A 25,610-nucleotide genomic window follows, 5' to 3' on the forward strand; every position below is an offset into this window, starting at 1 on the left:
AAGTTACTATTTAGTTAAGTTCTCTCTAAGTTATATACTCATTATTAGGCAATTAGTAATCCTGAAAATTCTAGTTCTTGGGAATCTAATTCACACAAAGGTTTTGCTGGATAGGCTGTAATATCTAAAGGATATTTAGATAAGTCTTCCATAGTAACATTAGGGGTAATGCGCACGTTAGTATAAGTTTTTGCCTGTAAAACTTCAGAGAATTGCCTTAAAAAAATTCTGGGTTTTTCTTTATCTGCGGATGCACGTTCAGCATAGATATTTTTTATAAATATTTTATCCTTGCCAAAATATATTTTGATATACCCTGTGGCAATGGTTGAGTTAATCATAATACCTAACAACATCTGGCCAGGTTTAAGGCTAAACTCAATCAAACCTATTTTCTCAATTTTTATAAATTGAGATTTTATTATTTGAGTTTCTCGATAAACTTCTACGCTTTTTCCTTTTATTGTAACTTGGTTTGGTTTAATTAAATTAATACCATGTAAATTAAATAAGTTTTTATTTTTTTTAGGGATAAATATAGGATGATGAAGCGGTTCAGTTAATATCTTTTTAATTAATTGATTACTAAGCTTATGCGCAAACCTTGATGTGTAATGCATATCATCTGTATACAATTGTTCTATATTCGATCGAGAATAAAGCTCGCTTTTAATAAAATCAGTAGCAGAAAAATAATTAATATTATATTTGCATGCCGTTTGCTTGTAAATATTTGCAATCACTGATGTATTGTAAAGACTCTTATCTAACTCACTTAAAGGCGATAATTCTAAGAAAATTAATTTACAATTTGTTTTTGATGCTAAATACGCAAGTTCTTCAGTCATGGCTCGAATCAACTGTTCAGAATAACCTCCTAAGCTATGAAAATATATATCGTTTAGCGTATATTCAAAAATAAGTAAATCATAATGCTCAAATAGATGTTTATCTTTAATTAAAGTTAAACCGTATAAGCTAGAAATACCTCCTAATCCATAATTATCTGCATTAATTCCATATAATCGAAGCATGGTTTCTCTAAATGCAGGCCACCAGTCTTTCAGCATAATACTATTTGAGCCACCTACTATAGCAATTTTTTTTAAGTTTTGTTTATAGTTAGGTAATTCTTTTTTTATCTTTTTCTTGGTGCGTAAGGCAAGATGAGCTATTTCTTTTTCAGAAGAATAACTTTGTGCTAATCTCTCTAGACTAAGTAAGGATAAGTCAAAAAATTCGCTGTTTAAAATATTCTCCCATAAGTAAAGTGCATTAGTAAAACTTCCCATTGCTAATGCAGACTGAATAAGTGCAACTTTAGGTTCTATATATTCAGGAAAGACTTCCGTAATATGCCTATATTTATCAGAAGCAATTTTTATATCATAAAATTCATAATAAGTGTCTGCGTTTGTTAAATGATCGAGATAAGTTACAAGTGGCTTATGTTGAGATTGTTTAATATGTCTTAAGGTATTTTCATGACGTATAGACTCAATATTCACTTCCCTAATCAATGTTTCGATACGAGAATGAAATTGATACTTAATTCTTAACTGCTCTAGCAATTGCTTTGCGATATCAAACTCTCTTAACTTAATAAGAACGCTACAATATGCAGTTTCTACAGCTAGATTTTCGGCATAATTATCTCGGTATAAGGTAAGATATTTTTTAGCAACTGGCCAATTTAATAATCGTATAAATAGATCTGCTTTGGTATACAATAGTCTTGAATTCATACCAAACTTATCTTCATAGCTTTTTAATATTGAAAAAGCTAAATCATATTGTCCTAATCTAGCAAGTACAGTAGTATAAGTTGAAATATTAGCTACGTTATTAGAGTCTTGCTTATAGAAAAATTCTAGATGTAATGCAGCTTCCTCAAGTTTTCCTTGCCTTAGATAAATAGATCCTATTCGATATCTTAAAGTTAAATTTCCCGGTTTGTCTGCAAGAGCCTGCAAAGCTAAGTGTTCTGCTAAAAGATACTCACCAGTTTTTATGGCTTTATCAATGTCTGCCATCATATTTAACATCCTTTTAAATATCTCTTTTACTTAAAAAATATTTGTTATTTTATAATAAAAGTATATTTTATATTTAATTATATTGAACTCAATATTCTTCGTAGGTAAATGATAAACTTGAGCTTCTTTTCTTGTCTAGATAATTTACTTACACTTTTTTATGTGGCTCTACTTTTTATCACTGACAATTCAAGGCTGAATACTAAATAAGTAAATGTAATCAATGCTAATGTAATCCAATCGGTAATTTCCTAGAAATATAATCTTAAGCTTTAATAAGAGTGAATCCCGCTATCGATTTGATATTTTAATAGAGGCCTCATCAATTGTTATGCCTGGCAAGTGATAATTAGATCTATTATTCTATTAATATTAAAAACTAAAAGAAATTATATAAACTATTACTATAAGTATGTTAAAGATATTATTTTTATTATAAATGGCACACTTTTGGTATGAGTCATCTATTTATGTTCATTTAGTAGCCTAGTTCCTCCTTGCAGATAATAGGTAAATCTATTAAGATGTAATTTAATGTCATTTTTCTTTAATTAAAGCTAGTGAAATGAGGCTGACTTTAAATTAATGTGCAGCACCCTTGGATGAAATAGTTTTTTATGGATTGAGCTTTGAAACAGCTGCGACGAATTATTAAGCGTGGGACCGACTTAATACCTCTTGAAATAAAGTCCTTACAACATCATAAAACTTATTTGGCTTTTAAATTGCACCCTGTAAGGGAACGTCTTTTACTATTTGTTAGTACTCAAAAACTGTTTTCTTTTTTAGTTTTATTTCCCTGGCTTATTGCTGCATTTTATATTCTTTGTATTCAAACACCTGTTTATGAAAGTAGTGCAAAGATTTTAGTTGAGCAAGATGATCAGCGCGATTCTGTCAATGGTGTTATGGGCATATGGAGAGGGGGTAATGCCGCGCCCTCTGAAATCTATTTAACGCGAGAATATATTATCTCGCGAGAAATTTTATCTCACATTGAACAGCGTTTTGGAATACGGGATCACTATCAGTCTAAGAAAAATGATTTTCTTTCTCGATTAGATAAAAAAGCCACGCAAAGTGAGTTTTTAAAATATTATCGCAATAAAGTAACAGCGGTAGTTGAGCCCGAAACATATGAAATTATTATTACCGCTGCTGCTTTTACACCAGAAGCAGCTAAAAAAATTGTGGCAGAAATTATTCGTGACACGAAACAATTCGTTAATAAAGTTTCAAATACATTGGCTAAAAAGCAGTATGCTTTTGCAAAAATGAAGCTGGGTCTTGCTAAGGATAAATTATTCCAAGCGGGTAAGGACGTTATGGAGTGGCAAAATCAAAATGGTTTGTTTGATCCTAAAGAGACCGCACAAGTTGTATCATCAGTAATGGCAAAACTTAAAGGAACGTTAGTCGAGAAACAAACGGAGTTAATTACTTACTCATCTTTTATGCAGCCTAACTCAAATAAAATAGTGACTCTCACAGAAGAAATTAAAGCCTTAAAAGAGCAAATTGAGCAGCAAACAAACTTACTATTAGGTAATAAAGAAAAAAATGGTAAATTAAATAAAATTATGACAGATTTTGAGTGGGTGCAACTTCAACTTAAATTTGCCCAAGCAGAATATCAAGCAGCACAGCAAGCCTTTGATGCAGCTGCTGTTAACCTTGCTAAAAATCAAAATCTATTAATTGAAATTGAGCGACCTAATTTACCTGATGAGCCAAGCAAGCCATTGCCTTTTTATGATTTAGTCAATTTATTATTTTTTCTTTTAATTATTTTTGTTTTAACAAAGATGGCTATCATCATTGTTAAGGAGCATAGGGATTGAAGAAGTTTGTATTTGCCATATTATTTCTGCCCCTGTCAGTCTTTGCAGTAGAACAAAATTCTACTAGTCGCTCTCCAGGCACAATATCTTCTTCAATGGAACAAGTACAAAAAACTTCTATTGAGCAAGCTAAAAACACTGCTACGCCAACATTTAGAAATTTTTCAAGTTCAAATAATAGCGAAGATAAAAATAATGATCCTATTGATGATGAAGAATCAAATATTCATTTAAAATCTACCACGCACATGGGCGCTGTGTTAAATCAGAAGCTCCCAATATTTGGCCGTAATCTGTTTGGTCAGCAATGTGAACGGCTACATCAAGCGCGATTTTTTAATCCTGAATATCGCATCACAGTTGGTGATGAAGTAAATATCCAATTATGGGGCGCTTATCAATTATCACAAAAATTGACGGTGGATAGTCAAGGTAATATTTTTATTCCTGAAGTAGGTCCTGTTAAAGTTGAAGGAATTGAAAACCAAAAATTAAATGATGTCATTCAAAAAAATGTGAAAAAGAGTTTTAAAAAAGGAGTTAACCTTTATGCAGATTTAGTCACGGCCCAACCAGTGCAAATATATGTCGCAGGCTTTGTTAACTCACCAGGTCTTTATGATGGCCTGTCATCTGATTCAGTCATTTATTTTTTATGTGCTGCCGGTGGAATTAACTTAAGTGAAGGTAGTTTCCGAGATATTGCAGTCATACGTGATGGTCAGCCACTGAGGCAAATTGATCTTTATGATTTTCTTTTAAAAGGTAATGTTAATGCTTTTCAATTGCATCAAGGTGATACTATTTTAGTGCGAGCGCAAAAATATATAGTCTCAGTAGCAGGTGATGTTAAAAGCCCTTATCAATATGAACTCTTAAAACAAGAAGCGCCGCTTTCTACTTTGATGCGCTTAGCTAATGTTGAACCCACCGCTACCTATGTGCGCATTCAACGTAACCAAGGGATGGAACCAACTTTTTTGTATGAGCAAATCCATGCCTCAAAACCTGTAATTATTAAAGCAGGTGATAGAATTACCTTTATCGCTGATAAAGAAATTGAGCAGACTTTAATTACCGTAAAAGGGCAGGTCAAAGGCCCACACCAATATGTAGTAGAACAAGGCACTTCTTTAGGCCAATTCTTAAAAACCTTACCCCTTGCTCCAAATGCAAATATTGATAATGTTCAGTTATTTCGTGAATCTGTAGCTAAGCAACAAAAGGAAGCTCTAAATGCAAATCTCACCCGCTTACAACGTCAGACAATGACAAGCGAAACGTTAACAGGTGATGATGCAAAACTTCAAGCAGCGCGCTCTGAACTGATCAGTAAATTTGTCCGAGAAGCTAAACAAGTGGAAACGAAAGGTCAAGTTGTTTTAGGCTCTAGAGATCAATGGGATACTATCTTATTACAAAATAATGATGTCATTAATATCCCTATTAATTCTTCAGTAGTTACTGTAAGCGGGGATGTGGTTAATTCTATTTCACTGTCGGTGAATCCTAACTATCGACTCATTGATTATATTAAAGCAGCAGGTGGTTTTCAAAAAACTGCTAATCAATCTGAATTTCTGCTAATTAGACAGAATGGTCAAGTACATCTAATAAAAAATTCTTGGCAATCTGGAAAAGTTGGCTTACAAGGTGGTGATCAACTGATTATTTTACCAAAGCAAACAGAAAGTGGCGTTAAACTAACTGGTATGATGTCATCAATGCTTTATCAATTGGCTGTTGCTGCGAAAGTGGCAGTTAATATTTAAATTTAATAAAAATTTATTAAGTATGAGTAATATTATTACTCAAAGAACTTTAAAAGTTAGCTATAACCAAAATGATACTATTTAGCGTAAAATAAAAGCAGTACTTCTATGTATATTTTTTTAATTACTAAAAAAAATTTATTAAGACTTGATGATTTGAGGGTAAACAATCAGAATAAATAAATGGTTTCTCTCATTACATATTATGTGGCTAATAAAAATTTATAAACTCTGCATCGGATTACTTTTTTCCAATCTATTATATGCTCAAACACCGCTCTCTACTGAAATAGATAACTTAATTAATAAAACGCTCCCTTTGGCCAACGTTGGTGTTTATATTAAAGACTTAAAAACGGGTGAAATTGTTTATCAACGGAATGCTAATAAAATGTTTTATCCTGCAAGTAATATAAAATTGTTATCAGCAGCCGCCGCATTGTATAAATTAGGGCCAAATTACCGTTATAAAACTCAATTAGGAAAGGTAAATAAAGATATATTTCTTATTTTTAGTGGCTCTCCTTCATTAACTGCGGAGAAATTACAAGATTTACTTTTACAGCTTCCTAAGCTTGGTATAAATAAAATTGACGGTAATTTAATTGTCGATGCATCAATTTTTAAACCACCATTTTATGCTCCAGGTATATCTTATGATGATTTAGGATGGTATTACGCAGCACCTAGTAGTGCTATCATAATTAATGAAAATGCAGTTGCTTACGATGTGAGGGCAACTAAGCTTAATAAAGTCCCTGAGTTCACCACCAAAGTACTTCATAATCCCTTAACGCTTATTAACGATGTAACAACAGTTAGCAAGGCAGAAGAAAAAGAGCATTGCTCACTAAATATTCAATTGATTAAAGAAAATCAGATTCGTCTTTACGGCTGTATTGCGCAAGCTGAGCAAGCTAAACGTATGCATTTATCTGTACCTGATCCAGAATTATTTGCTCAAGAGATTATTCACCAAACATTAGCCAAAAATGGTATTGAATTAAAAGGAAAAGTCATTTCTGGTAAAGCTCCAAAAGAGGTGCAAATTATCGCCCAAGTAGAATCTGACGAGTTAACTAAATTGCTAGCACATATGTTGGAAGAATCTGATAATCTTTATGCAGATAGTATTACAAAATTATTAGCCGTTACCTTAACCGGCGATGGTACTTATAAGCAAGGTGCATATAGTATAAAAACTATCTTGACTGAGCATACACATCTAGATATGAAACAATTAGAAATAGCTGATGGAGTAGGTACTAGATATAATTTAATTACGCCTGAGCAACTCGTTGTTTTACTTTCAGACTTATATCATGATGAAGCTATTGGTCCAACATTTTTAACTATCTTACCAAAAATGGGTCGCTCAGGTACCTTAAAAGATAGAATGAAAAAAACATCATTGGCAGGAAAAATTGCTGCCAAGACAGGTTCAATGCATGATGTATCTTCTTTGTCTGGTTATTTAGCTGCACCTGATGGTAAAGAATATATTTTTTCCATTATTAGTAATGGCATTAATACAAATATTTTAAAAGCTAAGGATTTAGAAGAAAAAATTTTACTAGCTATTGCTAAAGAAAAAGAAATAAAAACGGAACCACTAAATAATAATTAAATTCTTTCATATTTTATTATTCCCTAAAATAAGGAGAGGTAATGAAGCTTTATTATACGCAAGGTGCATGTTCTTTAGTTGAGCGAATTATTATTAATGAATTAGGTCTTAAAGCACAGTTTGAATCAGTTGACTTAAAAGAAAAAAGAACAGAAACAGGGAAAAATTATTTAACAATCAATTCTAAAGGGGCAGTACCTGCATTAGAATTAGATAATGGTGAAATTCTTACTGAGAATGCTGTAATCTTACAATATCTTGTGGATGAAGCTAAAGCAACTGATTTATTACCAGAAATTGGTGACCTAAAGCGTTACAGAGTTTTAGAATGGGTGAATTATATTACTACAGAAGTTCATAAAAGTTTTGGCGCTTTATTTAATCCTAAATTATCTGAGCAAGTAAAAAGTAACATTTTTATTCCTATCATAAAATCCAAATTATCATTTGTAAATCAGCATATGCAGCAGCCTTATCTAATGGGTAATCATTTTACTATTGCTGATGCCTACCTCTTTGTTATGCTACTTTGGGCAAAGAAATTTCAATTAAACTTAAGTGAATGGCCTAATTTAGAGCAATTTGCAAAAGAACTTAATCAGCGTGCTTCAATTAAAAAATCACTGCAAGAAGAGGGCATAGCTTTTTTATAAATAGCTAAAATTAATATTTAACAATTTAAATATTAATAAATCACAGGTATACCATTACTTTAAAATGTGTTAGGAATTTAGCTTAATGATATTTGATTTTTTATCTGCCCTTAATGAAAGTCATGATTTAATTTATATTTTCTTAAGGGCAATTCTATTGTTTCTGTTTTCTGTTATTTTTTTTCGTTTTGGAAACCATCGCTATAATTTAAATACAGTGATGGATACCTTATTAATTATTACTTTAGGGAGTTTAATAGGTCGAGGTATTAATGGTCCTGCAACGCTTATGTCTACCTTAGTAGCAACCATTACTTTAGTAATATTACACAAATTGCTAGCAAAATTGACTTTTTGCTTTCCTCAAATAGAAAGTTTGTTTAAAGGGAAAGCTCATTTACTTATTGAAAATGGCAAGGTGTGTGAAAGTAGTTTAGCTTGTTATAATATTACATATAGCGATTTAGAGGGTGCAATACGAGAACAGCTTAATACAGATGATATTAAATGTGTAAAATATGGTTTTTTAGAAAGAAGTGGTAAAATTACTTTCATAAAGTATGAAAATAAGTAAAATTGTCATTGTACATTTGCTATCGATGATTTTTGTTGACTACACTATTATCATTGCTTGCTTTTAATCCTAGTATGCTAATTTACCTCTTTAGGCTATAAAATTTTAATAAATTAAGGACTTAATGATAATAGGGAGTGCTTATAACTACATATTTACTATGCTGATAAAATTATGAAAATCGTTATTAAAATTGGTACACAAAGCATATTAAAGAGCGATGGAACCCCTATAGAGTCCATACTAGTGACAATTGTTGATCAAATTGCTAAATTATTAAATGATAAACATCAGGTTATTTTAGTTAGTTCAGGCGCAGTAGGCTCAGGCCGTAAAATTTCTAAATCTTTTTTACAAAAATCTAGTAATACTGTGGGAGAAAAACAGCTGCTTGCCTCAATTGGTCAGCCTGAGTTGATTAATATCTACTCATCTTTATTTAAATCTGAAAATATTTTAGTGTCGCAACTTCTCTTAACTAAGCAAGATTTTCAAACCCGCCAACATTACTTAAACATTGCCCGCTTATTACAAGAACTGTCGAAACATCAAAATATTATTCCTATTATTAATGAGAATGATTCTGTAGCTATTGAAGAATTAATGTTTACTGATAATGACGAATTAGCAGGTCTTATTGCAGCTCAAGTTAATGCTGATCAGTTGATAATCCTAACTAATGTTGATGGTGTTTTTACAGGCGATCCTAAGCATCCGGATTCAAAATTAATTCACTTTATTGATCCTAATCAAGGATGGCCTACTGTTTCAACCTCTAAATCTTCTTTAGGGAGAGGAGGGATGTTATCAAAATTAAGTACGGCTCGTAAAATGTCAAGCTTAGGAATAACAACAACAATCGCTAATATCAATACAGACTCAATTATTAGCCGACTAGTTAATAAAGAATCGCTTGGCACATCTATTTTAGCTAAGAAAAAAACATCTAATATAAAAAGGTGGATTGCACTTCATAATAAAAAGCAACTACCTGCTATTATAATTAATGATAATTTACTATCTTTACTAAAAGAAAGTAAAAGAATAATTAGTATTCTTCCTGTTGGCATTATGAACATTACAGGGGAATGGAAAAAAGGTGATTTAGTTGATATCTTAAATTCTCGAAATGAAAAAGTTGGTATGGGCCTTGCCCGCTATGATGATAAACGTTTAGAAGAATATCTAGGTGAAAAAAATAAGCCCGCCTTTATTCATTATGACTACTTACATATTTTATAGCGAAATAAATTATTATGAATTCTGAAATTACTAGTCGGTTGGATGCAGTTAAAAAAGCTTTCTATGAACTTGAAAACTTAGACTTTTCTACACGGGTAGATGTTTTAAATAGACTAGCGACGCTTGTTAGAGATTTTAGTAAAGAATTAATAATAGAAAATGAAAAAGATCTCTTACGTATGGATACAGCTGATCCTAAATATGATAGGTTATTGTTAAATGAGGAAAGAATTAGAGCCATTGCATCTGATATTGAAGCGGTTGCTAAATTAGCAAATCCATTAGGAAAGATAATTGCAGAAAATAAACGGCCGAATGGTCTAGTTATTCAAAAAATAACAGTTCCTATTGGTGTGATTGCTGTTATTTATGAGTCCCGCCCTAATGTTACCCTAGATGTTTTTAGCCTCTGTTTTAAAACAGGAAATGCTTGTATATTAAAAGGGGGGAAAGAAGCATTTTACTCAAATCAATATTTAATTTCTTTAATTAAAACGGTGTTAAATGAGTTTAATTTAAATTCCAACATTGTTTATCTTTTCCCGCCAGAGCGTGAGTTAACCAGTGAGCTTCTAAAAGCGAATGATTATGTTGATTTATGCATTCCTAGAGGAAGTCAAGAATTAATAAATTTTGTAAGAAAGCATGCACAAGTGCCTATAATAGAAACAGGTGCAGGTATAGTTCATACCTATTTTGACAAAAGTGGTAACTTAAAAAAAGGGCAAGTTATTATTGATAATGCGAAAACGCGCAGAGTCAGTGTTTGTAATGCTTTAGATACCCTTATTGTACATCAAGACCGACTAGATGATTTACCTTTTTTAATACAATTATTAGCAGATAAGCAGGTAAAGATTTATGCCGATGAGCAGAGTTATCAGGCTTTAAATACATTTTACCCAAAGCATCTTTTATTTCAAGCGAAGGAAGAAAACTTCGGCCAAGAATATCTAGACTATAAACTTTCAATTAAGACAGTATCTTCCTTGCAAGAGGCTATTACTCATATTCAAAACTATACTTCTCATCATAGCGAAGCTATTATTACAGAAGATCAACAAACGCAACAGCGTTTTATGGCTGAAATTGATGCTGCCGTAATTTATGTCAATACATCAACAGCATTCACAGATGGTGGACAGTTTGGCTTAGGAGCAGAAATAGGGATTAGTACTCAAAAAATTCATGCTCGCGGGCCAATGGGTTTAGAAGCGCTAACAAGCTATAAATGGCTTGTTTATGGTGATGGACAAATAAGACAATAATATTATCAAGATACCTTTATTAACAAGAAAAACTAATATGTAATTTAGCACATTACCTAATTTAATTAAAATATAAAATCTTTATCCAAGAAATTTTAATTTAGTTCAGGGGCAGTTAATTGTTCGTCTTCAGCAGTACTAGATTTTCTTTCATCAGATGTATTAGAGTGAGAAAATAAACCTTTCCGTTTTATTACAACTTGAGCTGCTTTTTTTAAAGTTGGCTCTATTTCCTCTTGCTTTTCTTCATTCTCATCATGCTTTTTTTCTGGTACGCCTGCAACAGGGGCATAGGGCTTAGAATCAAGTAGGCAAGCATCAGAAAATAAACGTTTTGAACCTAAAATTTTCTCACAGAATATTAAATTAGTATTTTTATTCGTTTCAGCAGCTTCACCATGACTTTGATTTTCCAAGGAATACCTTGCTTCTACATGGGTTTGACTCGGTTCTTCAGGCTGAGCAGCAAGGATAGGTTCAGAAAAACTGATATCTGAAAATGTTCGCTTTGAGCCTGCCGCTTTTGGTGATTTGATTAAATCTTCAACTCTTGCAACAGCGGCAGGCGCTGCTAACGCGGCTGCTACAGCAGTGCTGTCCTCCATTCCTCCAACTGAAAGTTCACTAGGGGCCTGAAGCGCTATTTCACTTTTAGAAAATTTAGTTTCATCATCTGCAACAGCGGCAGGTGCTGCTAACGCGGCTGCTACAGCAGTGCTTTTCTCCATCCCTCCACCTGAAAGAGCGCTAGGCGCCTGAAGCGCTATTTCACTTTTAGAAAATTTAGTCTCGTCATCATCTCTTGATTCAGGAAAGATCATTTTTTTTTCTAAAAATTCATCATATTGAGGATTGAATCGCATACAATCTCTAGGTATATAGCAATCCACTTGGGGGCTTGTTTCTTTCCTAAAATCGTCCGTTTTGGTACCGCGTGTATCAAAAATAAAATATTCTAATTTTTTATTAAGTAATGAAGCAAGCGATCTAACTTCAAGACTTATTTTAAATTCACCACTAAAATAATAATATGGTTTACCATCTTTTATATCTATATTTAATTTAATGTTATAAATATTACATATATCTTCAATCTTAAAATTGTCTATGGCAACTTCATACACCTTAGGATGCAGGCTATCCTCACTACCAAAATATCTTCTTTTCATAAATATTAATTGAATTGGGATTGAAGGGTAAGAGGATGCCATCTCCCCACGAAAAACTATATAAACGTAAGAAGAACCTTTTTCCTCGGTTTCTGATTCTTGTCGCAAAAAAGCAACTTTTTGTAAGGGGTTATCTAATTCACTTGTTGCTATAGTAATACCCTTTTTATTTAAGATTAAATAAGCAAAAGGATTCTTGCTTTGTAGCTTCCATGCTAAAGTATTACTATTAAAGCAAGCATCTTTACTACGTGAGGGCGTAGTAACAGGAGAAGATTCTGACTTAAGGTACATGATTTAAATGTTTAAATTCTTTGCAGTTAGTTTATCTTAGCAAGAATACCTTAACTTAATATTAAGACTAATATGGTAGCTACCATTTTTATTAAAAGAGAAGCTAAGTGAAAATTTTCTCCAAAATTAAATACTAACTTTTGCGATCATCAAATAAAAAATACAAATTAGCATGAAAAAAGCTGGAAAACCTAAGAAAAACCATATTTTAAAAAGTTTATAGTACTGAGAGGGTAGGTCGCTATGTGTTTCTATACAGGATGCAAGTATATTACGAAGTTTAATTTGAATCCCGACCACAGGTAACCAGAAACAACCAATTAAACCATATAAAAAATAGCTCATTATAAGCCAATTAGCATTCCAAGGATAACCAAGCAACCAAATTAACCAAATGCCGGTTAAAGGTTGCACAATTACAGCAGGGGTTGTAAACAAAAAGTCTGCTAAAACTGTATTACGTATTGCATAATACTTTTCGTGCAAATTATTAGTAAACTTTGAACGGAACATAAAAAAAGCAATACCCATTCCGGTACCAAATAGGATAGTTGAACTAATAACATGTAATGTTTTAACAAAAAGATAAGTATTCATATCTGAATAAAGTTTTTTATGCCATAAAATCCTAACTGAATTTATACTATTATACTTTAAGTTTGTAAGCGTGGGGTAATTATGATTATAACTTTTAAAGATTTTGAAAATGTTGACTTACGTGCCGGAACAATTGTTAAAGCAGATTTATTCCCACGAGCTAAAAAGCCTGCCTATAAAGTCTGGGTCGATTTTGGGCCAACCTTAGGTATCTTACAAACATCTGCACAGATTACTATTCACTATACGATGGAAAATCTTATAGGGCGGAAAGTAATAGGTTGTGTAAATTTAGGTGAGAAAAATATTGCGGGTTTTACCTCACAATTTTTACTAGTAGGTTTTGCTGACAAACAAGGCGCAATATATCTAGCTACAACAGAATCTAACGTCCCTAACGGCCAAAAATTACATTAATAAACCAGATTTAAATTAATTTAAATTAATAATTAGTAAAAATCATAAGAATTTATTATCTAATTGTCAAAATATTAAACTATATTTATATTTAGCACATTACCTAAAAATTTTATATCAATTGCACAAGGTTCAAAAAATAACTACGCAATAAAAATATTAAAAGTAATTGGTAATACATAAGTATTTTAAAATTAACCATTAGAAAATTTTATGACTTAGAGCCGTTAACTTAATTAGGCCTATGGAGAAAAGTACTTTATATTAGGTAGAACTATTTTTGGAACGCAAAAATACTTTAAGGAAAATGACAAGTCTAGTATTTTTATTTAAGGTCTTTTAATTTTTTGTATACTTAAATTTAACTTTAATCTAAGGAAATATACAAAGCCTCTGGTTCTTAAATTAAGGAGTGATTATGGGACATAAGTTGAAGAACTTAATTCTTGAAATGAACATGGACAAATTCTTATTACAACCTTTAGGAAGCATAGTAGCCTTGATATTTGGTTTAATTTTTTTAACATCCATTCTTTACATGGCGGGCTTTATTAACGCTGCAGGTATTTCACTCGAAATATTACCTATTTCCTTTGTAGATATAATAGGTGCAGTAATTAAATTTACACCAGATATAGTTAGTGATTTTATGCCCATAATAATGGGGTATTTCTTTTTTGAAGTAATTTTTGCAAGTCGTCAGGAAAAAAAACTACATTTTAATTTCAGCAAAGAATTTTGGTTTTTTATTCTGTCATTTTTTATAGTAGGCATTGGCTTTGTAGTATATTACTTTACTGCTAGTCGTTCTTTATTATTAAATTTTCTTTACTATGCCTTGTTTGGCCTAATTATCTTTTTATGGGTACATGTTTCACGAAATAAAAATTTAGTAGATAAATTTGGCAGTATCATTATACATGTGCTTTTCTTAATTATATTTTCTGTAATTTATTATATTCAGGGGTTTACAGAAGGACTGGATGCCAATTTTTATGAGAAAAAATCGATATCTATTTATACAAATAAAACATGGCTACCAGCATATTTTATCTATCAGTTAAATAGGGGGCTTATTATAAGGATAGATAATAAAGTAGAATTTATTAATTACAAATTAATAGAGAAGATTAGATATAATTAATATCTTATCAATAATTTATTACGTTTGTATTTTTTTCCTCGGTTTCCGGAAATTGATCGAAGCAATCATAAACTAATTTTGAAAAGGAAGGTCCTGTAGAAATTAAACAAGCCATAATTTCTTTTCTAGGGATTTCACTATCGCCATATTTCTTTTCTAATTCTTCAAGTTCAATAATATTTTGTACTGCTACGTCCTGACGTAAACCATAGGATAGATAGGATAGGGCGAAAAAGGGAGTACAACAGTATTCTTTAATAGCTTGTTTTAGGGCATTTATTAGTGCTCTTGAACTATCTTTTTCTTCTTTTTTATTTTCAATTGTTGTTCTCATATTAAACATCATTAACCTTTTAAATAAATAATTAAAATTTTATAGCCTATCATAGAAGGAAAAAATAATACTTTATGGAATAAGATTAATCAATAATTTTGCAGTTTTATATCAATGCAATTTATATGAAACTATCTAACTTTTCATGAATGATTTTTAATTTTTTGATTTAAAATTGGCATTGCTAACTAGTTTAGGGAGTGAAATCTGGGTTATATCGGTTTTTTATATCTTTTCCACCATACCAGGAAGGTGCATCACTTGCTGGAAAAGTTTCTTTTAAAGTTTCGTCTATAATCTCTTCATCTGATTTTTTAGAATTCAAATCACTTTTCTTTGGCTGATTTTCTTTATTTTTCAGGTGATTCATAAAAATGCCTCAACTAAGATTTTTTCATTTTTCTATATACTTATTATAACATCTTTTATATACAATCTAATTCGGCGAATAAAGCCTGAATTTTGCGCTGCTTCATTAATGCTTAAGTGCTTGCAAACCTTCATTGTAAGTGCCACTGTTATTCAGATGACAATCGCTCACATAATTGACTTTAGTAAAAGTGATTTAAACAAGGAGTTTTTATAATGCAAAGGATTGTTCTATTATTTATAGGTTTAACCCTTCCTTTCAAAATTTTTGCTTGGTGGGAAATGGGGCATATGCTGGTAGCAAATATTGCTTATCAGCATTTAAGTGTCAAAGCAAAAGAAGACATTAAAAAATTGTTGCCTATTATGGAACAAGAAAATAATCCTTACTATCAATATAATTACGATGCTAAATATCCTAATAGAAGCATGATGAAAATAGCCGTTTGGCCAGATCATCTATTCTCCAAACCAAATTTCCTATTTACTATGTTTAATTGGCATTTTAAAGATGATCCTATTAGCATTGATGGATCTATGCCTGAAAAAATATATAACCAAAATGTAGTATGGGCAATTCAACAGTTAACTGAAAATTTAAGCCACCCTGATGGCAACCCCAGTATTAAAGTAAGATCTTTAGCCATGCTAATACATTTTGTCGGTGATATACATCAACCCCTTCATAATTCAAGTTTATATTCTAAGCAGTTTCCTCAGGGTGATGAAGGTGGAAATAAGTACTTAATATTTTTTAAAGAGGAAAACGGGGATGTTTTGAATAATTTGCATAAGCTTTGGGATAGTGGAATGACGTTATTTGTCGGTTATGGATTTCCATATAATTCAAAAGATCTTATTAATGTGGAATTAATCACGGCTATTATTATGCGTAATCAACCATTAAATCATTTTAATCATAAAGATTTTATATTTGATCCCGAGGAGTGGCATAAAGAGGGCTATGAAATAGCAAAAAATATATATAACTTAGATTTTGCTGGAGAACCTGATGCATCCTATTTAGCTAGAAATTCATTGATAATTGAAAAACAATTAGCTTTAGCAGGTTATAGATTAGCTTTTTTATTAAATAAAACTTTTTCTGATTCTCAAATGGGTTTAGTTAAGCCTGTGAAAGTATAATTTGCAAGCAATATTTTCTTTATAAAATCACCATAGTGAATTGGCTCAAAATGGGCAGGATTTTCTGGCGAGACACATTTTTGTAGCGGAGATACAGTCGTGTCCAAACTACAATTATAAAACAATGGGATAGAATAGCGTTGGTTATTGCTTGTGTTGATGACGCGATGTTTTGTTGCTTTCAACTTTCCATTAGACCAAATCGTCATCATGTGGCCGGTGTTTAAAATTAAGCTGTCTTCTCTTGGCAAAACATCGAGCCACTGGTTATTATCGGTAAGTATTTGTAATCCTCCACTATTATCCTGATGTAATAATGTAATGCAACCGTAATCAGTATGCGGCGCTGAGCCATATAAATCAGATGGTGCATTAGGGGGGGGTGGATAGGTGAGTAATCTAAGTAAAACATTAGGCTGGCGAAAATATCTATCTAAATAATTGGGCGAATAACCTAGCGCGACAGAAAACGCTCTAATTAGCAACTTACTAAGTTTCCTTAATGCTAAATAATAGTTTAATACTTGCTTTTTAAATTCTGGTAATTGGGTTGGCCATACTTGTATACCACCCAATACTGAAAAGAATTCTGGATTATCCTTAGGTATATCATTAAGCAATATAAATGATTCAGATTGATTACTCTTTTTTGCCCACCTAATTCTGTTATTTTCAGGGTTGAACTATTAACGGGTAAAAACCCTCTTAAATTCTTTGTAAATCGGATTTTATTTTTTTCTGCAAAAGGTAGCTGATGAAAATTTTTTGAAGCCTGATATATATCATTAATAGCTTGTTTCGGCACTCGATGATTAATAATTTGCCCAAATCCATAAGTAGAATAGGCAGCATAGATTTGCGATGCAACTTTCTCTAAACCAGATAATTTATCTACAAATAGTGGATCTAAATCTATACTAGGTATCATTCATTTTACCTATTTATTAAATACTAGCCATACAATTATTATAGAGTTTATATTTTAGATAATAGTTTTAATTTGAAATCAACCTAAGTAGATTTGCTGTTGATAATAAAGGATAAACTTAAGTAGCTCTGATTATTTTTTAAAATTCCTTGAATAATCAATAAATTTTTCTTAGCTTCCATCTTAAAAATTCGAATTAACGCTATTTTTAACGAAAAAAATTAAATTGGCTTTCGGCGAGCCTTTTTTGCCTATTTTCCATATTTAATGATCTTTTTTGATCGATTTTTATGCATAGTTAATCTTCTCTTAATTTTATTTTTGTATCATATGTTTAAATTAAAGACAAATTGTATGAAATGCGCAGAAACTTTGAAGGCTTATCTACCCTACGCGTTAATAAGATTAGAAATCATATTAATGCTTTAGAGGTTCAGGAAAGAAATCGGCTAATTACTGATACAGGTAATATGATCAGGGGTAGAATGGCTGATCATAGTGATGATGAAATTGAGAACTCTTTTAAATTAGTCTGTGAACGATATATATCAGAACCAGAAGAAGTAGAGCGTATTTTAGACAGGCTTAAAAATTGCCAAGATAAATCAGAGAAAACTAAATTCATTGCCACTTTTGTAGCGGAGCAAGAATCAATACCTTCGGAAGAGTTTATTGCATTTGTAAAAAAATTTTTAGAAATTATAAAAAATGATTCTGAATTAAATAGTTTCTTGGCCAATCCACAAGAATATATTAATAATCAAAAGCATAGATCAGCTTATGCTCTACAAATTCTTCAGTTCGTAATTAATAACCCGCGCTTTAATAGTTTGCCTGACGTAAATCGTAAAATACCTTCTGATACTTTTATTTCTACCTGGTTGACTAGTTATCTTTATCAATTAAACCTATTAGAATATGGCGCTAAAGATGCAATAAGATTTCCTGAATGTATTCATCCGGATTGGAAGGAACAAGTATTAGCTAAAGCGAAAAAGAATTATAATGGTCCACAAACAATAGGCACAGGTGCTCTTCCTTATTATACACGTAGAAATATTGCAGAAACTGCAAAACATGTTGCTCAAATGAAAATGGGCGAATGTCATAGTTTTGCCCAATTAGCAGCTGATCATCTTCTAAAGTTTATTGCAGCCGATAAATTTACTTCTATCGATATAAAAATGGTTAGTCATGTCAATGGCTTAGGGACGCATACTTTTCTTTTGATTGGGCATCAGTCAGATAACTTAGAAGACTTAAATAACTGTTTAATCGTTGATCTTTGGGCCGTGGCTATGGGGCATCTATCTACTTATGGTGTTTATACTCAAGAAAATTACCCTTTTCCAAGTATGTTAACAAAGTTAGTGTGTTGTTATGATAGTAGAGCACCATTACCCTTACCGCAACATTCTCAATCCAACAGTAGTTCATCAATCCAGCAAGACATTAAAACTACAGTTTTATCTGGAAATTTTTTCACTAAAAAATTAACACCCCCAATAAAAAAACATTTAACACCTCTGCAACAAGCGGTAATAGATTTTTTAAAGGCCCTTGATAAACATGCGGTTAATCGCGTTAAAAAAGATCTCCTTAAGGATCTTATCAAAGCTGTTGAAGATAAAAAAATAAAACCTGAAAAAGTACTTAATCTGGCTGTTTCAGCTTATTATGCAAAGTTAATTGAAAAAATTAGGGATAAGGATAAGTATGTATGGAAGCAAATGAGTGCTATCGATAATGCTTTAGTAGAGGCATTTAATAAACCTTATATTAAAGAGATCTGGCAAAGTTATATCAATGAAAATAATATAAGAGATACATTAGGCTCAGATATTAGTATAACTACCATTAACGCAATAGTTCATTGCTTAAATAAAAATGAAGAGCATGAATTTATTAACCAATCAATATTAAATAGTAATAAGATGTGTTTTTCAGGCAACTAATTTATAATTCTACATTTTTAGTTGTCTAAAATATATGCCTGTTTCGGAAAAGTTTAATATTTTTGAAAAGCTACCCATAGAAATTTTATTTCAAATTTTTGCTAATTTACCCTTAGCTGAAGTCGTTAAATTTAAGCACTTAAATAAGCAATTAACGCAACTTGTTAATAATTATTTAGCCGAGGAAATTAAAGTAAAGAAGATTGCTTGCGGGTATAATTTTAGTCTTATTTTATTAGAAAGCGGCCGGGTTTTTGCTATGGGTGCTAATAATTATGGCCAATTAGGTTTATTAGGTGAGGAAAAAAGGTTAGCGCCTTCTGAAATAATAGGAATAGAGCCCATTGCTTATTTAAGTGTCGGATTTACACATGCAATTATGCTTAGTCAAAAGAAAAGAATTTGGATAATGGGCAATAATGCAGAGCAACAATTATCCTTTAAGAAAGATGCTTTAAAAAAAATCCAATTACAGTGTGTATCTACTAAAAATGATGTTGAAAAAATCATAGCTTGCGATTTTACGACAGCATATTCTGATAAAAATGGCATTTATCAACTTGGTAACAATCATTTAAAGCCTTTAATCATTAATAATAATTTAAAATTATTACCCCGGTGGCTGCAAATACCAGTAAACCTCAATATCGCTGACATATCAGCTGGTAAAGAGCATGTCTTATTATTAACGGCTGAAGGTAGTGTTTATGGTATAGGGTCAAATAAACATGGCTTATTAGGTTTAGACGATAAAATTACTCATTGTGAAAATTGGACTCTATTACCAATTAAACAGGCTATTAAAATTAAAGCTACCGATTTAGCGAGCTTTATTTTGATGAGTAACCAAGACCTTATGGCTGCTGGTATTAATTCAGCAAGACAGTTAGAAGTTTCAGATATCCCTTATTTTAGTTTTTTTAAAAAAATAGCGGTAGATATAATTAATTTTGATGCGCATGAATTCCATACAATTTATATTGATTCTTCAGGAAAGTTATACGCGCTTGGTAATAACGACCAAGGCCAGTTAGGTATAGGGCTTGCTGATTGTTCTAAAGAATTATTGCAAATTGATAAACCTAAATCTACTTTACCCATGATTAATAAAAACAGTGAAAATTCACCATTAAGCTTAATATCATTGGTAAAATCAACGAGTCCTTTTTTTAAACCAAAAGAGAATAAGGGAATAAAAGACAGTATTAACCGTAATCGAGATAACTCTCATGTTTTTAATTAAGAAGAACTTAGTAATTTAAAGGTTAATAGTAATGGCTCGTCAATTTATCATCATTCCCTATTAACCGCTTAAAAGAAAAATATACATTCATAAAAATCTACTATATATTACCTCCTTCTTTTAAAGCAATGGACTAGATATTGTGGCTTGGAATGTACAACGTGAAGCCTTTTTAGATCAATTAGAGAATCGACTCAATGACTCACTATCAGTTAATAATATAGCGCTAAAAAATAAGTTTTTTGATAATTATATGGTTATCAAAGGACGAAAATTTTTACAGGCGCTTGAAGGTTTAAGAAATATTTTAGATAAAAAAAGCCATAACGTAATAACATATCTTTTATTAACTGCGACACGGTGTGTTAAAGATCCGACTGCAGACAATATTGCTACTTTAAAAAGTCATTATCATCTTTTACAGCAATTATTAAATGAAAATAAAAAATATAACAAGACTGTAGTTGCCACTAATTTATTTTTTAATTCTATTTTTACAGTTGCTGGTTTTGTTGCCAGTGTGGCTGGCTTTGCGTTTATGAATCAGGCGATAGCAAGCCTTGCTGGGATAACAGCGGGTGCTATGTTTTTATCTATAGGACCATGGGGATTATTGGCTTTAGGTGTGGGTTTAGCTATTTTAGGTACGGCAATCGCTGTCATTGCAGCATCAGAAGCTATTGAAGATGGTCGTTTTCTAAAAGATAAGCAAGCTAAAAATATTGGCGAGTTTGTCAGCTTTTTAGATAATCCTAATAATACACTTGAAGAAGAAATGCCTGAACTTAATCATGTAAGCTTAGGTGGTAGTTAAAGAGGTTAAAATGCGTCGAAGTCCTTTAAACGTGGCTCGTCCGTGCATCGTTAAAATATTATCTAGTACCATCATATTCCCTTTTTGCCAAGGAATAGCAATAGTACAATTTTTTAAAGTATCCATAATATGGTAAATATCTTTACGAGGTATTTTTTTCCATCTGCAAAGAAAACTTCGTGTAGGCGCGTTAAGCGGCGAAAATAAAAAAGCTTCGTTGTTAAAAATCCCCAGATACCTAATAATTTTGGGTTAAAGTCATATAAATGCGCTTGATTAAACCAAACTATTTCCTTACTAACTGGATGTTGCAAAAGAGGGGATAATGATTGCTTCATTTCGAGCCAGTCATTTTTTAGCCAGCGCAACTTAATGTTATGCTCTGTACAAAATTTTTCTACTTCGTCAGGGTTAGCAGTTTCAAAAACTTCTGACCACGATTTATGCGATCGCGCTAGTTGATTAATAAAATCCATTATCTTACTTTTATGATAATAATGGGCTACATAGATAATTTTCTTTTCATTAAAACGTGCAACAAGTTTGGGATTAAGTTGTCTATAAACTTCTCTTGCATCACCAATAATTGTCTCACCGCCATTGATAGGCTCAGTTTCAAAAAAAAGTAAATATGTTTAGGATAGGTTGGCAGATAAGAAAGCTCTTGATGGAGAGGAATATAAATATTAGCAGGTGCTTCAGTTGAGGTATAAATACCATCCATAATTTTACTTCTTGGGCTATCGCCTCCTATATAATTAGCAAATTTACCTAATTTCATTTCTTTAATTAACGTTACAAATTCTTTAGGTTCTTTTAATGGAAAACCGCGAAAAAGGAGAGCGCCACGCTTTAAAAGTAATTGTTCAAAAGTTGGCATATGGGCGGGTAAAACAGTTAATAGCTCGCTAAATGTTAACTGTTTTTTTAAAGTGACTAAGGCTGGAAAAGTGTCACTTATATTAAAAACTTGCATATTATTCTCGTCCATGAAGAAAAATACATACCCCTTTACTATAGATAAATAATTAAAGATTTCAAATATAACAAACTCGGATCGATTTTTTAGGGCTTGCATTACAAATTAAATTAGTTAAAGTAATTGCAGTTATCTATTTACCAACAAGGAAAAAGTTATGATGTTACGAGGAAGCAGAGTCTCTGTCTTTGGTTTAATTTTTTTATCAACACTGTCTATTGCGCATGCGGCAAGTATTCCTCCTTCTACTCCCCAAACAGCAAATGCCCAAATTATGCAATTGAATACTCAGATTCAAAATCAAATAAAGCAGTTACAAAATCAAAATCAGCAGCAAATTACGACACTAAATAACCAAATACAGCAGCAATTTAAAGATATCCATGCAGCGTTTCAAACACAAATACAACAATTAAATACTCAAACACAAAATCAAATTAAGCAAATTCAGAGTAACTTCCAACAACAGATGCAACAATTACAAAAACAAATTAATCAAATAGGCAAAACAGGTACTTAAATTTTAATACCGTAGTCATCTACGGTATTAAATAAGGTTAAAAGGTTAATAATACTTGTTTACAAAGAACTGCTCATTTCTCATTTTTTCTAAAAATTTTGATATTATTTGACGTTAAAAAAGACTGGGTATTAATAGACGTTTTAAAAGCAATTTGTTTTTTATCTAGTCAATTGTATAGTATTGTATAGTGAAGTTGTTTATGAAAAAGATTGTTCTTGTTGCAATTAATTTAACTCATAATAGAGAATTTGAAAAAAAGAGTTTTCATGATCAGTTACTAGTATTAGCGTTATCTACTGTTCATGCTTACAATAAAGCGAAACGACTACATCCTGATGCTTATATCATAGCCGCTTGGCGAGAATATGGTGTAAGCAATCAGCTTGCCGTTAGTCAAGACAATATTCATGATTTCAAAGAATTATTGTCTATAGTGACAGAAAATAGAGATCTATTAATTATTGCAGGCAGCCTTACTTCACAAAAAATAGTCATGGTTAATAATAACCAAGAAAAAATAAGAGAGATTCAGGCTGCTTATGATAAGTATCAATTTATTAAAGACATAGAATATAAAAATATCAATAGTGATTTGTTTGTAAATTATAAAGCGCAATTTAATCAAGCAAGTTTACAAGCTAAATTTTCTATTATTAAAAATACATGTTATTTTTTTAAGCAAGGAGCCAAGGTTTACCGTCGCTCTAAAATTGCACCCCATGAAGAAACCATTATAAATATGCTAAGACCATGGGCCTATACTTTTAAGGAGCAAGAATTTCTATTTACATTAGATGCAGACAACGAGATAACCATTGGTATTGAAATATGCTTTGAACATTCAATAGGTGTATTAAAGCATTTAATAAAAAATGAAGGCTTAAAAGCACCAACCATACACATTATTATTGCTGATACCAATACGATGGTGCCTGAGCATGCTTGTGGAAATTATACCGTTCGAATTGATTCCGATCCTGATGATGCAATCAGTTTTGGTAAAAATTTAGCAGCGCAGGATAACTTCTTTTATGTTTACCAATTTGATCCTTATCAAACTAAAAACCAAATGCTTAAGTTAATTAAACCTGATAATTATAATGTATTTGATTCGTCATCTACGCCCTCACTAACAAGCTTGAGTCCCTGACTCTACTTTTTGGATATAAATTTATTGTCTTGAATATAGAAGCGAAAGGGCTTATCTGCCCACTCTTTAGCATATGCAACGCCAATACGTGGCCGACTAATAATAGTAAATGCTGCCTCATCATCGCTTGCTAAATACAAATTATCACTTAACAAGTCATGTCCATTTAATGATTTATTAATTTGCATGGCTCGGCAAAGTAAGCCTGGCCCTTGTGTGCGTTCAGTAATATTTATAATGGGTTCAAGTGCGCGAATTAATACTGCAGATCCATAGCTGTCTGGACCGGTTACCACATTCATACAATGATACATACCATAAATTAAGTAAACATAAGCATAGCCTGGCGGGCCATACATAATTTTAGTACGTGGCGTAATACCTTTAGAGGCGTGTGACGCTAAATCATGTGGGCCGATATATGCTTCAACTTCAACGATTTTTCCTATTTTTTGTTGTCCATTAATAACATGCACTAAATATTTGCCTAAAAGTTGTTGGGCTACCGTTAATGCATCATTGGCATAAAAATCACGATTAAGCTTTTTCATTTTAAATACTAACCAGTGGTCGTTTTTATATGTAGTTTAAACTCAGTATAACGGTAATTATAAAATTCTTTAAATTGTAAAATAACTTCATAATAAAAGAGCTGCCTCCTATTTAGTATTAAGGAAGGAGCTCTTTTTTAAGTAGCTAGTTAGAAAAAGTGGAAACAGCAGCTATATATTCTTTAGCCTCATCATTTAAAGCAATCTTAGATTTGTTTACTTTATCCTTGTTTAAAGCAGCGAAAATTGATGCTTGTTGCAGGAGTGAAGGGGGCGATGCTTTTAAACCTAAAGTGTGCGTTAAGCGAACTGTTAACATTGGATTTAAAAGTTTACCATTTTTATCTATGAAAACCGCCTTTTTAAGATTAGGGAAAAGTGAGGCTAATGCTAAACGGTGATTAGCTGACATTTTCTCTATTTCTTCCCGACTTAGTATGACTGTTTGTATATGCGGTAATGTATCTTTTAATTGGTTTAATTTCTTTATAGAGAGTAGATTTAAAGAACTTTTACTTAGATCAAGATCAGTTACGCTTTGCGGAATAGCTTTAAAAGCGTCCTGTAAATCTGGTATTTTTTTAAATTTAAATTGATTGTTGCTTAGTATTAGTTTTTTTACATTAGGAGCAAGGGCAGAAAAAACACTTGCTAAGTCATAGAGATTTTTATTCCCAAGATTATTTCTTCGCAAGCTTATTGTTTGAATGCTCTCAGGAACAGCTGCAACTAACTTAACTAAGCTTTCCGTAGCCATGTTGCCAAGCATGTTCCCACTTAAGTTTAGAACGGTAACGGTAGGAGGGATTAATTTAAAAGCGTTAAGCAAATCCTCAATTTCTTTATTAAAAAGTCTACTACAGCTTAAATTTAATATAGTCGTAGTGGGAGGTATGGTTGTAAAAAATTTACCTAAGCTGGCAGAAGGCGCATGTTTTAGCCCCTTTAATTTAAATTTCATTTAAACCTCATATTAAAAAATAG

General features: G+C 31.7%; 25 protein-coding genes and 1 pseudogene. 15 read left to right on the forward strand and 11 right to left on the reverse strand.

The features are described 5' to 3' along the window. Window positions 1-44: 44 nt before the first annotated feature. Complete coding sequence (locus tag DYH30_RS07380) at window positions 45-2,036, reverse strand: hypothetical protein (protein ID WP_115331037.1); 1,992 nt, start codon at window positions 2,034-2,036, stop codon at window positions 45-47. A gap of 629 nt (window positions 2,037-2,665) precedes the next feature. On the opposite strand from DYH30_RS07380, the gene DYH30_RS07385 reads away from it, so the two are divergent. The 7 genes from DYH30_RS07385 (at window position 2,666) to DYH30_RS07415 (ending at window position 11,013) form a co-directional block, all read left to right on the forward strand. Continuing rightward, on the forward strand, window positions 2,666-3,877 hold the full coding sequence (locus tag DYH30_RS07385) for a KpsE/RkpR family capsule polysaccharide export protein (protein ID WP_115331038.1): 1,212 nt from the start codon (window positions 2,666-2,668) through the stop codon (window positions 3,875-3,877). Next, entirely contained in the window at window positions 3,874-5,649 is a 1,776-nt protein-coding gene (locus DYH30_RS07390) for a polysaccharide biosynthesis/export family protein (RefSeq protein WP_115331039.1), read from the forward strand. The genes DYH30_RS07385 and DYH30_RS07390 overlap by 4 nt, the downstream gene beginning before the upstream one ends. Window positions 5,650-5,854: 205 nt before the next feature. Next, window positions 5,855-7,276: a D-alanyl-D-alanine carboxypeptidase/D-alanyl-D-alanine endopeptidase gene (gene dacB / locus DYH30_RS07395; RefSeq protein ID WP_115331040.1), complete on the forward strand. Its 1,422-nt coding sequence runs from the start codon at window positions 5,855-5,857 to the stop codon at window positions 7,274-7,276. Between the two features lie 41 nt (window positions 7,277-7,317). Continuing rightward, window positions 7,318-7,929: a glutathione transferase GstA gene (gstA, locus tag DYH30_RS07400; protein ID WP_115331041.1), complete on the forward strand. Its 612-nt coding sequence runs from the start codon at window positions 7,318-7,320 to the stop codon at window positions 7,927-7,929. Between the two features lie 85 nt (window positions 7,930-8,014). Beyond that, entirely contained in the window at window positions 8,015-8,503 is a 489-nt protein-coding gene (locus DYH30_RS07405) for a DUF421 domain-containing protein (protein WP_115331042.1), read from the forward strand. A gap of 174 nt (window positions 8,504-8,677) precedes the next feature. Next, window positions 8,678-9,745, forward strand: a complete 1,068-nt coding sequence (gene proB, locus DYH30_RS07410) for a glutamate 5-kinase (protein WP_115331043.1) — start codon at window positions 8,678-8,680, stop codon at window positions 9,743-9,745. Window positions 9,746-9,759: 14 nt separating this feature from the next. Further along, window positions 9,760-11,013 carry a glutamate-5-semialdehyde dehydrogenase gene (locus tag DYH30_RS07415; RefSeq protein ID WP_115331044.1) on the forward strand — a complete coding sequence of 418 codons (1,254 nt, stop codon included), beginning with the start codon at window positions 9,760-9,762 and terminating at the stop codon, window positions 11,011-11,013. 95 nt (window positions 11,014-11,108) lie between these two features. On the opposite strand, the gene DYH30_RS07420 is transcribed toward DYH30_RS07415, so the two are convergent. Further along, window positions 11,109-12,476: a hypothetical protein gene (locus DYH30_RS07420; RefSeq protein ID WP_115331045.1), complete on the reverse strand. Its 1,368-nt coding sequence runs from the start codon at window positions 12,474-12,476 to the stop codon at window positions 11,109-11,111. A gap of 126 nt (window positions 12,477-12,602) precedes the next feature. Further along, a complete protein-coding gene (locus tag DYH30_RS07425; RefSeq protein WP_115331046.1) occupies window positions 12,603-13,073 on the reverse strand; it encodes a DUF2269 family protein in 471 nt (156 codons plus the stop codon). Window positions 13,074-13,154: 81 nt separating this feature from the next. On the opposite strand from DYH30_RS07425, the gene DYH30_RS07430 reads away from it, so the two are divergent. Both DYH30_RS07430 and DYH30_RS07435 read left to right on the forward strand, forming a co-directional pair. Then, window positions 13,155-13,490, forward strand: a complete 336-nt coding sequence (locus tag DYH30_RS07430; RefSeq protein WP_115331047.1) for a tRNA-binding protein — start codon at window positions 13,155-13,157, stop codon at window positions 13,488-13,490. 418 nt (window positions 13,491-13,908) lie between these two features. Next, window positions 13,909-14,634 carry a hypothetical protein gene (locus tag DYH30_RS07435; RefSeq protein WP_115331048.1) on the forward strand — a complete coding sequence of 242 codons (726 nt, stop codon included), beginning with the start codon at window positions 13,909-13,911 and terminating at the stop codon, window positions 14,632-14,634. Window positions 14,635-14,641: 7 nt separating this feature from the next. Here DYH30_RS07435 and DYH30_RS07440 read toward each other — a convergent pair whose 3' ends face one another. Both DYH30_RS07440 and DYH30_RS17930 read right to left on the reverse strand, forming a co-directional pair. Beyond that, window positions 14,642-14,968, reverse strand: coding sequence for a hypothetical protein (locus DYH30_RS07440; protein WP_131740599.1), 327 nt, complete (start codon window positions 14,966-14,968; stop codon window positions 14,642-14,644). Window positions 14,969-15,161: 193 nt separating this feature from the next. Continuing rightward, window positions 15,162-15,338 (reverse strand): hypothetical protein, encoded by a 177-nt coding sequence (locus DYH30_RS17930; protein WP_160116174.1) that lies wholly within the window; start codon window positions 15,336-15,338, stop codon window positions 15,162-15,164. Between the two features lie 215 nt (window positions 15,339-15,553). Here DYH30_RS17930 and DYH30_RS07445 point away from each other — a divergent pair, with 215 nt between their 5' ends. Further along, window positions 15,554-16,483 (forward strand): S1/P1 nuclease, encoded by a 930-nt coding sequence (locus DYH30_RS07445; protein ID WP_115331050.1) that lies wholly within the window; start codon window positions 15,554-15,556, stop codon window positions 16,481-16,483. On the opposite strand, the gene DYH30_RS07450 is transcribed toward DYH30_RS07445, so the two are convergent. Both DYH30_RS07450 and DYH30_RS07455 read right to left on the reverse strand, forming a co-directional pair. Further along, entirely contained in the window at window positions 16,450-16,968 is a 519-nt protein-coding gene (locus DYH30_RS07450; RefSeq protein WP_160116175.1) for a 2OG-Fe(II) oxygenase family protein, read from the reverse strand. The two genes, DYH30_RS07445 and DYH30_RS07450, sit on opposite strands and share 34 nt — an antisense overlap. Before the next feature lie 32 nt (window positions 16,969-17,000). After that, the gene (locus DYH30_RS07455) at window positions 17,001-17,411 is read right to left on the reverse strand and encodes a 2-oxoglutarate and iron-dependent oxygenase domain-containing protein (protein WP_115331052.1); all 411 of its coding nucleotides are present in this window, start codon (window positions 17,409-17,411) and stop codon (window positions 17,001-17,003) included. 359 nt (window positions 17,412-17,770) lie between these two features. Between DYH30_RS07455 and DYH30_RS07460 the strand changes: the two genes are divergently transcribed. The 3 genes from DYH30_RS07460 (at window position 17,771) to DYH30_RS07470 (ending at window position 21,423) form a co-directional block, all read left to right on the forward strand. Beyond that, complete coding sequence (locus tag DYH30_RS07460) at window positions 17,771-19,366, forward strand: hypothetical protein (protein WP_115331053.1); 1,596 nt, start codon at window positions 17,771-17,773, stop codon at window positions 19,364-19,366. A gap of 34 nt (window positions 19,367-19,400) precedes the next feature. Beyond that, window positions 19,401-20,609 (forward strand): F-box protein, encoded by a 1,209-nt coding sequence (locus DYH30_RS07465; protein ID WP_115331054.1) that lies wholly within the window; start codon window positions 19,401-19,403, stop codon window positions 20,607-20,609. A 142-nt stretch (window positions 20,610-20,751) separates the two neighbouring features. Further along, window positions 20,752-21,423, forward strand: coding sequence for a hypothetical protein (locus DYH30_RS07470; protein ID WP_115331055.1), 672 nt, complete (start codon window positions 20,752-20,754; stop codon window positions 21,421-21,423). Here DYH30_RS07470 and DYH30_RS18555 read toward each other — a convergent pair. Both DYH30_RS18555 and DYH30_RS18700 read right to left on the reverse strand, forming a co-directional pair. Next, the gene (locus DYH30_RS18555; protein ID WP_115331056.1) at window positions 21,409-21,549 is read right to left on the reverse strand and encodes a TauD/TfdA family dioxygenase; all 141 of its coding nucleotides are present in this window, start codon (window positions 21,547-21,549) and stop codon (window positions 21,409-21,411) included. The two genes, DYH30_RS07470 and DYH30_RS18555, sit on opposite strands and share 15 nt — an antisense overlap. After that, window positions 21,537-22,501, reverse strand: a pseudogene (locus tag DYH30_RS18700) (TauD/TfdA family dioxygenase). Before DYH30_RS18700 ends, DYH30_RS18555 begins: the two are co-directional and overlap by 13 nt. A gap of 58 nt (window positions 22,502-22,559) precedes the next feature. On the opposite strand from DYH30_RS18700, the gene DYH30_RS07490 reads away from it, so the two are divergent. Then, window positions 22,560-22,922: a hypothetical protein gene (locus DYH30_RS07490; protein ID WP_115331059.1), complete on the forward strand. Its 363-nt coding sequence runs from the start codon at window positions 22,560-22,562 to the stop codon at window positions 22,920-22,922. Between the two features lie 202 nt (window positions 22,923-23,124). Further along, a complete protein-coding gene (locus DYH30_RS07495; RefSeq protein WP_115331060.1) occupies window positions 23,125-24,075 on the forward strand; it encodes a hypothetical protein in 951 nt (316 codons plus the stop codon). Window positions 24,076-24,077: 2 nt separating this feature from the next. On the opposite strand, the gene DYH30_RS07500 is transcribed toward DYH30_RS07495, so the two are convergent. Together DYH30_RS07500 and DYH30_RS07505 are read right to left on the reverse strand one after the other, a co-directional pair. Next, the gene (locus DYH30_RS07500) at window positions 24,078-24,626 is read right to left on the reverse strand and encodes a DNA-3-methyladenine glycosylase (protein WP_115331061.1); all 549 of its coding nucleotides are present in this window, start codon (window positions 24,624-24,626) and stop codon (window positions 24,078-24,080) included. A gap of 145 nt (window positions 24,627-24,771) precedes the next feature. Further along, window positions 24,772-25,587, reverse strand: a complete 816-nt coding sequence (locus DYH30_RS07505; protein WP_115331062.1) for a leucine-rich repeat domain-containing protein — start codon at window positions 25,585-25,587, stop codon at window positions 24,772-24,774. Window positions 25,588-25,610 lie beyond the last annotated feature (23 nt).

Origin of the sequence: Legionella busanensis (genome assembly GCF_900461525.1) — a bacterium.
Taxonomy (GTDB): domain Bacteria; phylum Pseudomonadota; class Gammaproteobacteria; order Legionellales; family Legionellaceae; genus Legionella_C; species Legionella_C busanensis.

Bases quoted from the DNA above. Each gene is read 5' to 3' on its own strand.
- DYH30_RS07440 (WP_131740599.1), bottom strand. From the start codon at position 14,968: ATGAGAACAACAATTGAAAATAAAAAAGAAGAAAAAGATAGTTCAAGA.
- DYH30_RS07405 (WP_115331042.1), top strand. From the start codon at position 8,015: ATGATATTTGATTTTTTATCTGCCCTTAATGAAAGTCATGATTTAATT.
- DYH30_RS07425 (WP_115331046.1), bottom strand. From the start codon at position 13,073: ATGAATACTTATCTTTTTGTTAAAACATTACATGTTATTAGTTCAACT.
- dacB (WP_115331040.1), top strand. From the start codon at position 5,855: ATGTGGCTAATAAAAATTTATAAACTCTGCATCGGATTACTTTTTTCC.
- proB (WP_115331043.1), top strand. From the start codon at position 8,678: ATGAAAATCGTTATTAAAATTGGTACACAAAGCATATTAAAGAGCGAT.
- DYH30_RS07465 (WP_115331054.1), top strand. From the start codon at position 19,401: ATGCCTGTTTCGGAAAAGTTTAATATTTTTGAAAAGCTACCCATAGAA.
- DYH30_RS07435 (WP_115331048.1), top strand. From the start codon at position 13,909: ATGGGACATAAGTTGAAGAACTTAATTCTTGAAATGAACATGGACAAA.
- DYH30_RS07380 (WP_115331037.1), bottom strand. From the start codon at position 2,036: ATGATGGCAGACATTGATAAAGCCATAAAAACTGGTGAGTATCTTTTA.
- DYH30_RS18555 (WP_115331056.1), bottom strand. From the start codon at position 21,549: ATGGATACTTTAAAAAATTGTACTATTGCTATTCCTTGGCAAAAAGGG.
- DYH30_RS07495 (WP_115331060.1), top strand. From the start codon at position 23,125: ATGAAAAAGATTGTTCTTGTTGCAATTAATTTAACTCATAATAGAGAA.
- DYH30_RS07460 (WP_115331053.1), top strand. From the start codon at position 17,771: ATGCGCAGAAACTTTGAAGGCTTATCTACCCTACGCGTTAATAAGATT.
- DYH30_RS17930 (WP_160116174.1), bottom strand. From the start codon at position 15,338: ATGAATCACCTGAAAAATAAAGAAAATCAGCCAAAGAAAAGTGATTTG.
- DYH30_RS07505 (WP_115331062.1), bottom strand. From the start codon at position 25,587: ATGAAATTTAAATTAAAGGGGCTAAAACATGCGCCTTCTGCCAGCTTA.
- DYH30_RS07445 (WP_115331050.1), top strand. From the start codon at position 15,554: ATGCAAAGGATTGTTCTATTATTTATAGGTTTAACCCTTCCTTTCAAA.
- DYH30_RS07420 (WP_115331045.1), bottom strand. From the start codon at position 12,476: ATGTACCTTAAGTCAGAATCTTCTCCTGTTACTACGCCCTCACGTAGT.
- DYH30_RS07430 (WP_115331047.1), top strand. From the start codon at position 13,155: ATGATTATAACTTTTAAAGATTTTGAAAATGTTGACTTACGTGCCGGA.
- DYH30_RS07500 (WP_115331061.1), bottom strand. From the start codon at position 24,626: ATGAAAAAGCTTAATCGTGATTTTTATGCCAATGATGCATTAACGGTA.
- DYH30_RS07415 (WP_115331044.1), top strand. From the start codon at position 9,760: ATGAATTCTGAAATTACTAGTCGGTTGGATGCAGTTAAAAAAGCTTTC.
- DYH30_RS07490 (WP_115331059.1), top strand. From the start codon at position 22,560: ATGATGTTACGAGGAAGCAGAGTCTCTGTCTTTGGTTTAATTTTTTTA.
- DYH30_RS07455 (WP_115331052.1), bottom strand. From the start codon at position 17,411: ATGATACCTAGTATAGATTTAGATCCACTATTTGTAGATAAATTATCT.
- gstA (WP_115331041.1), top strand. From the start codon at position 7,318: ATGAAGCTTTATTATACGCAAGGTGCATGTTCTTTAGTTGAGCGAATT.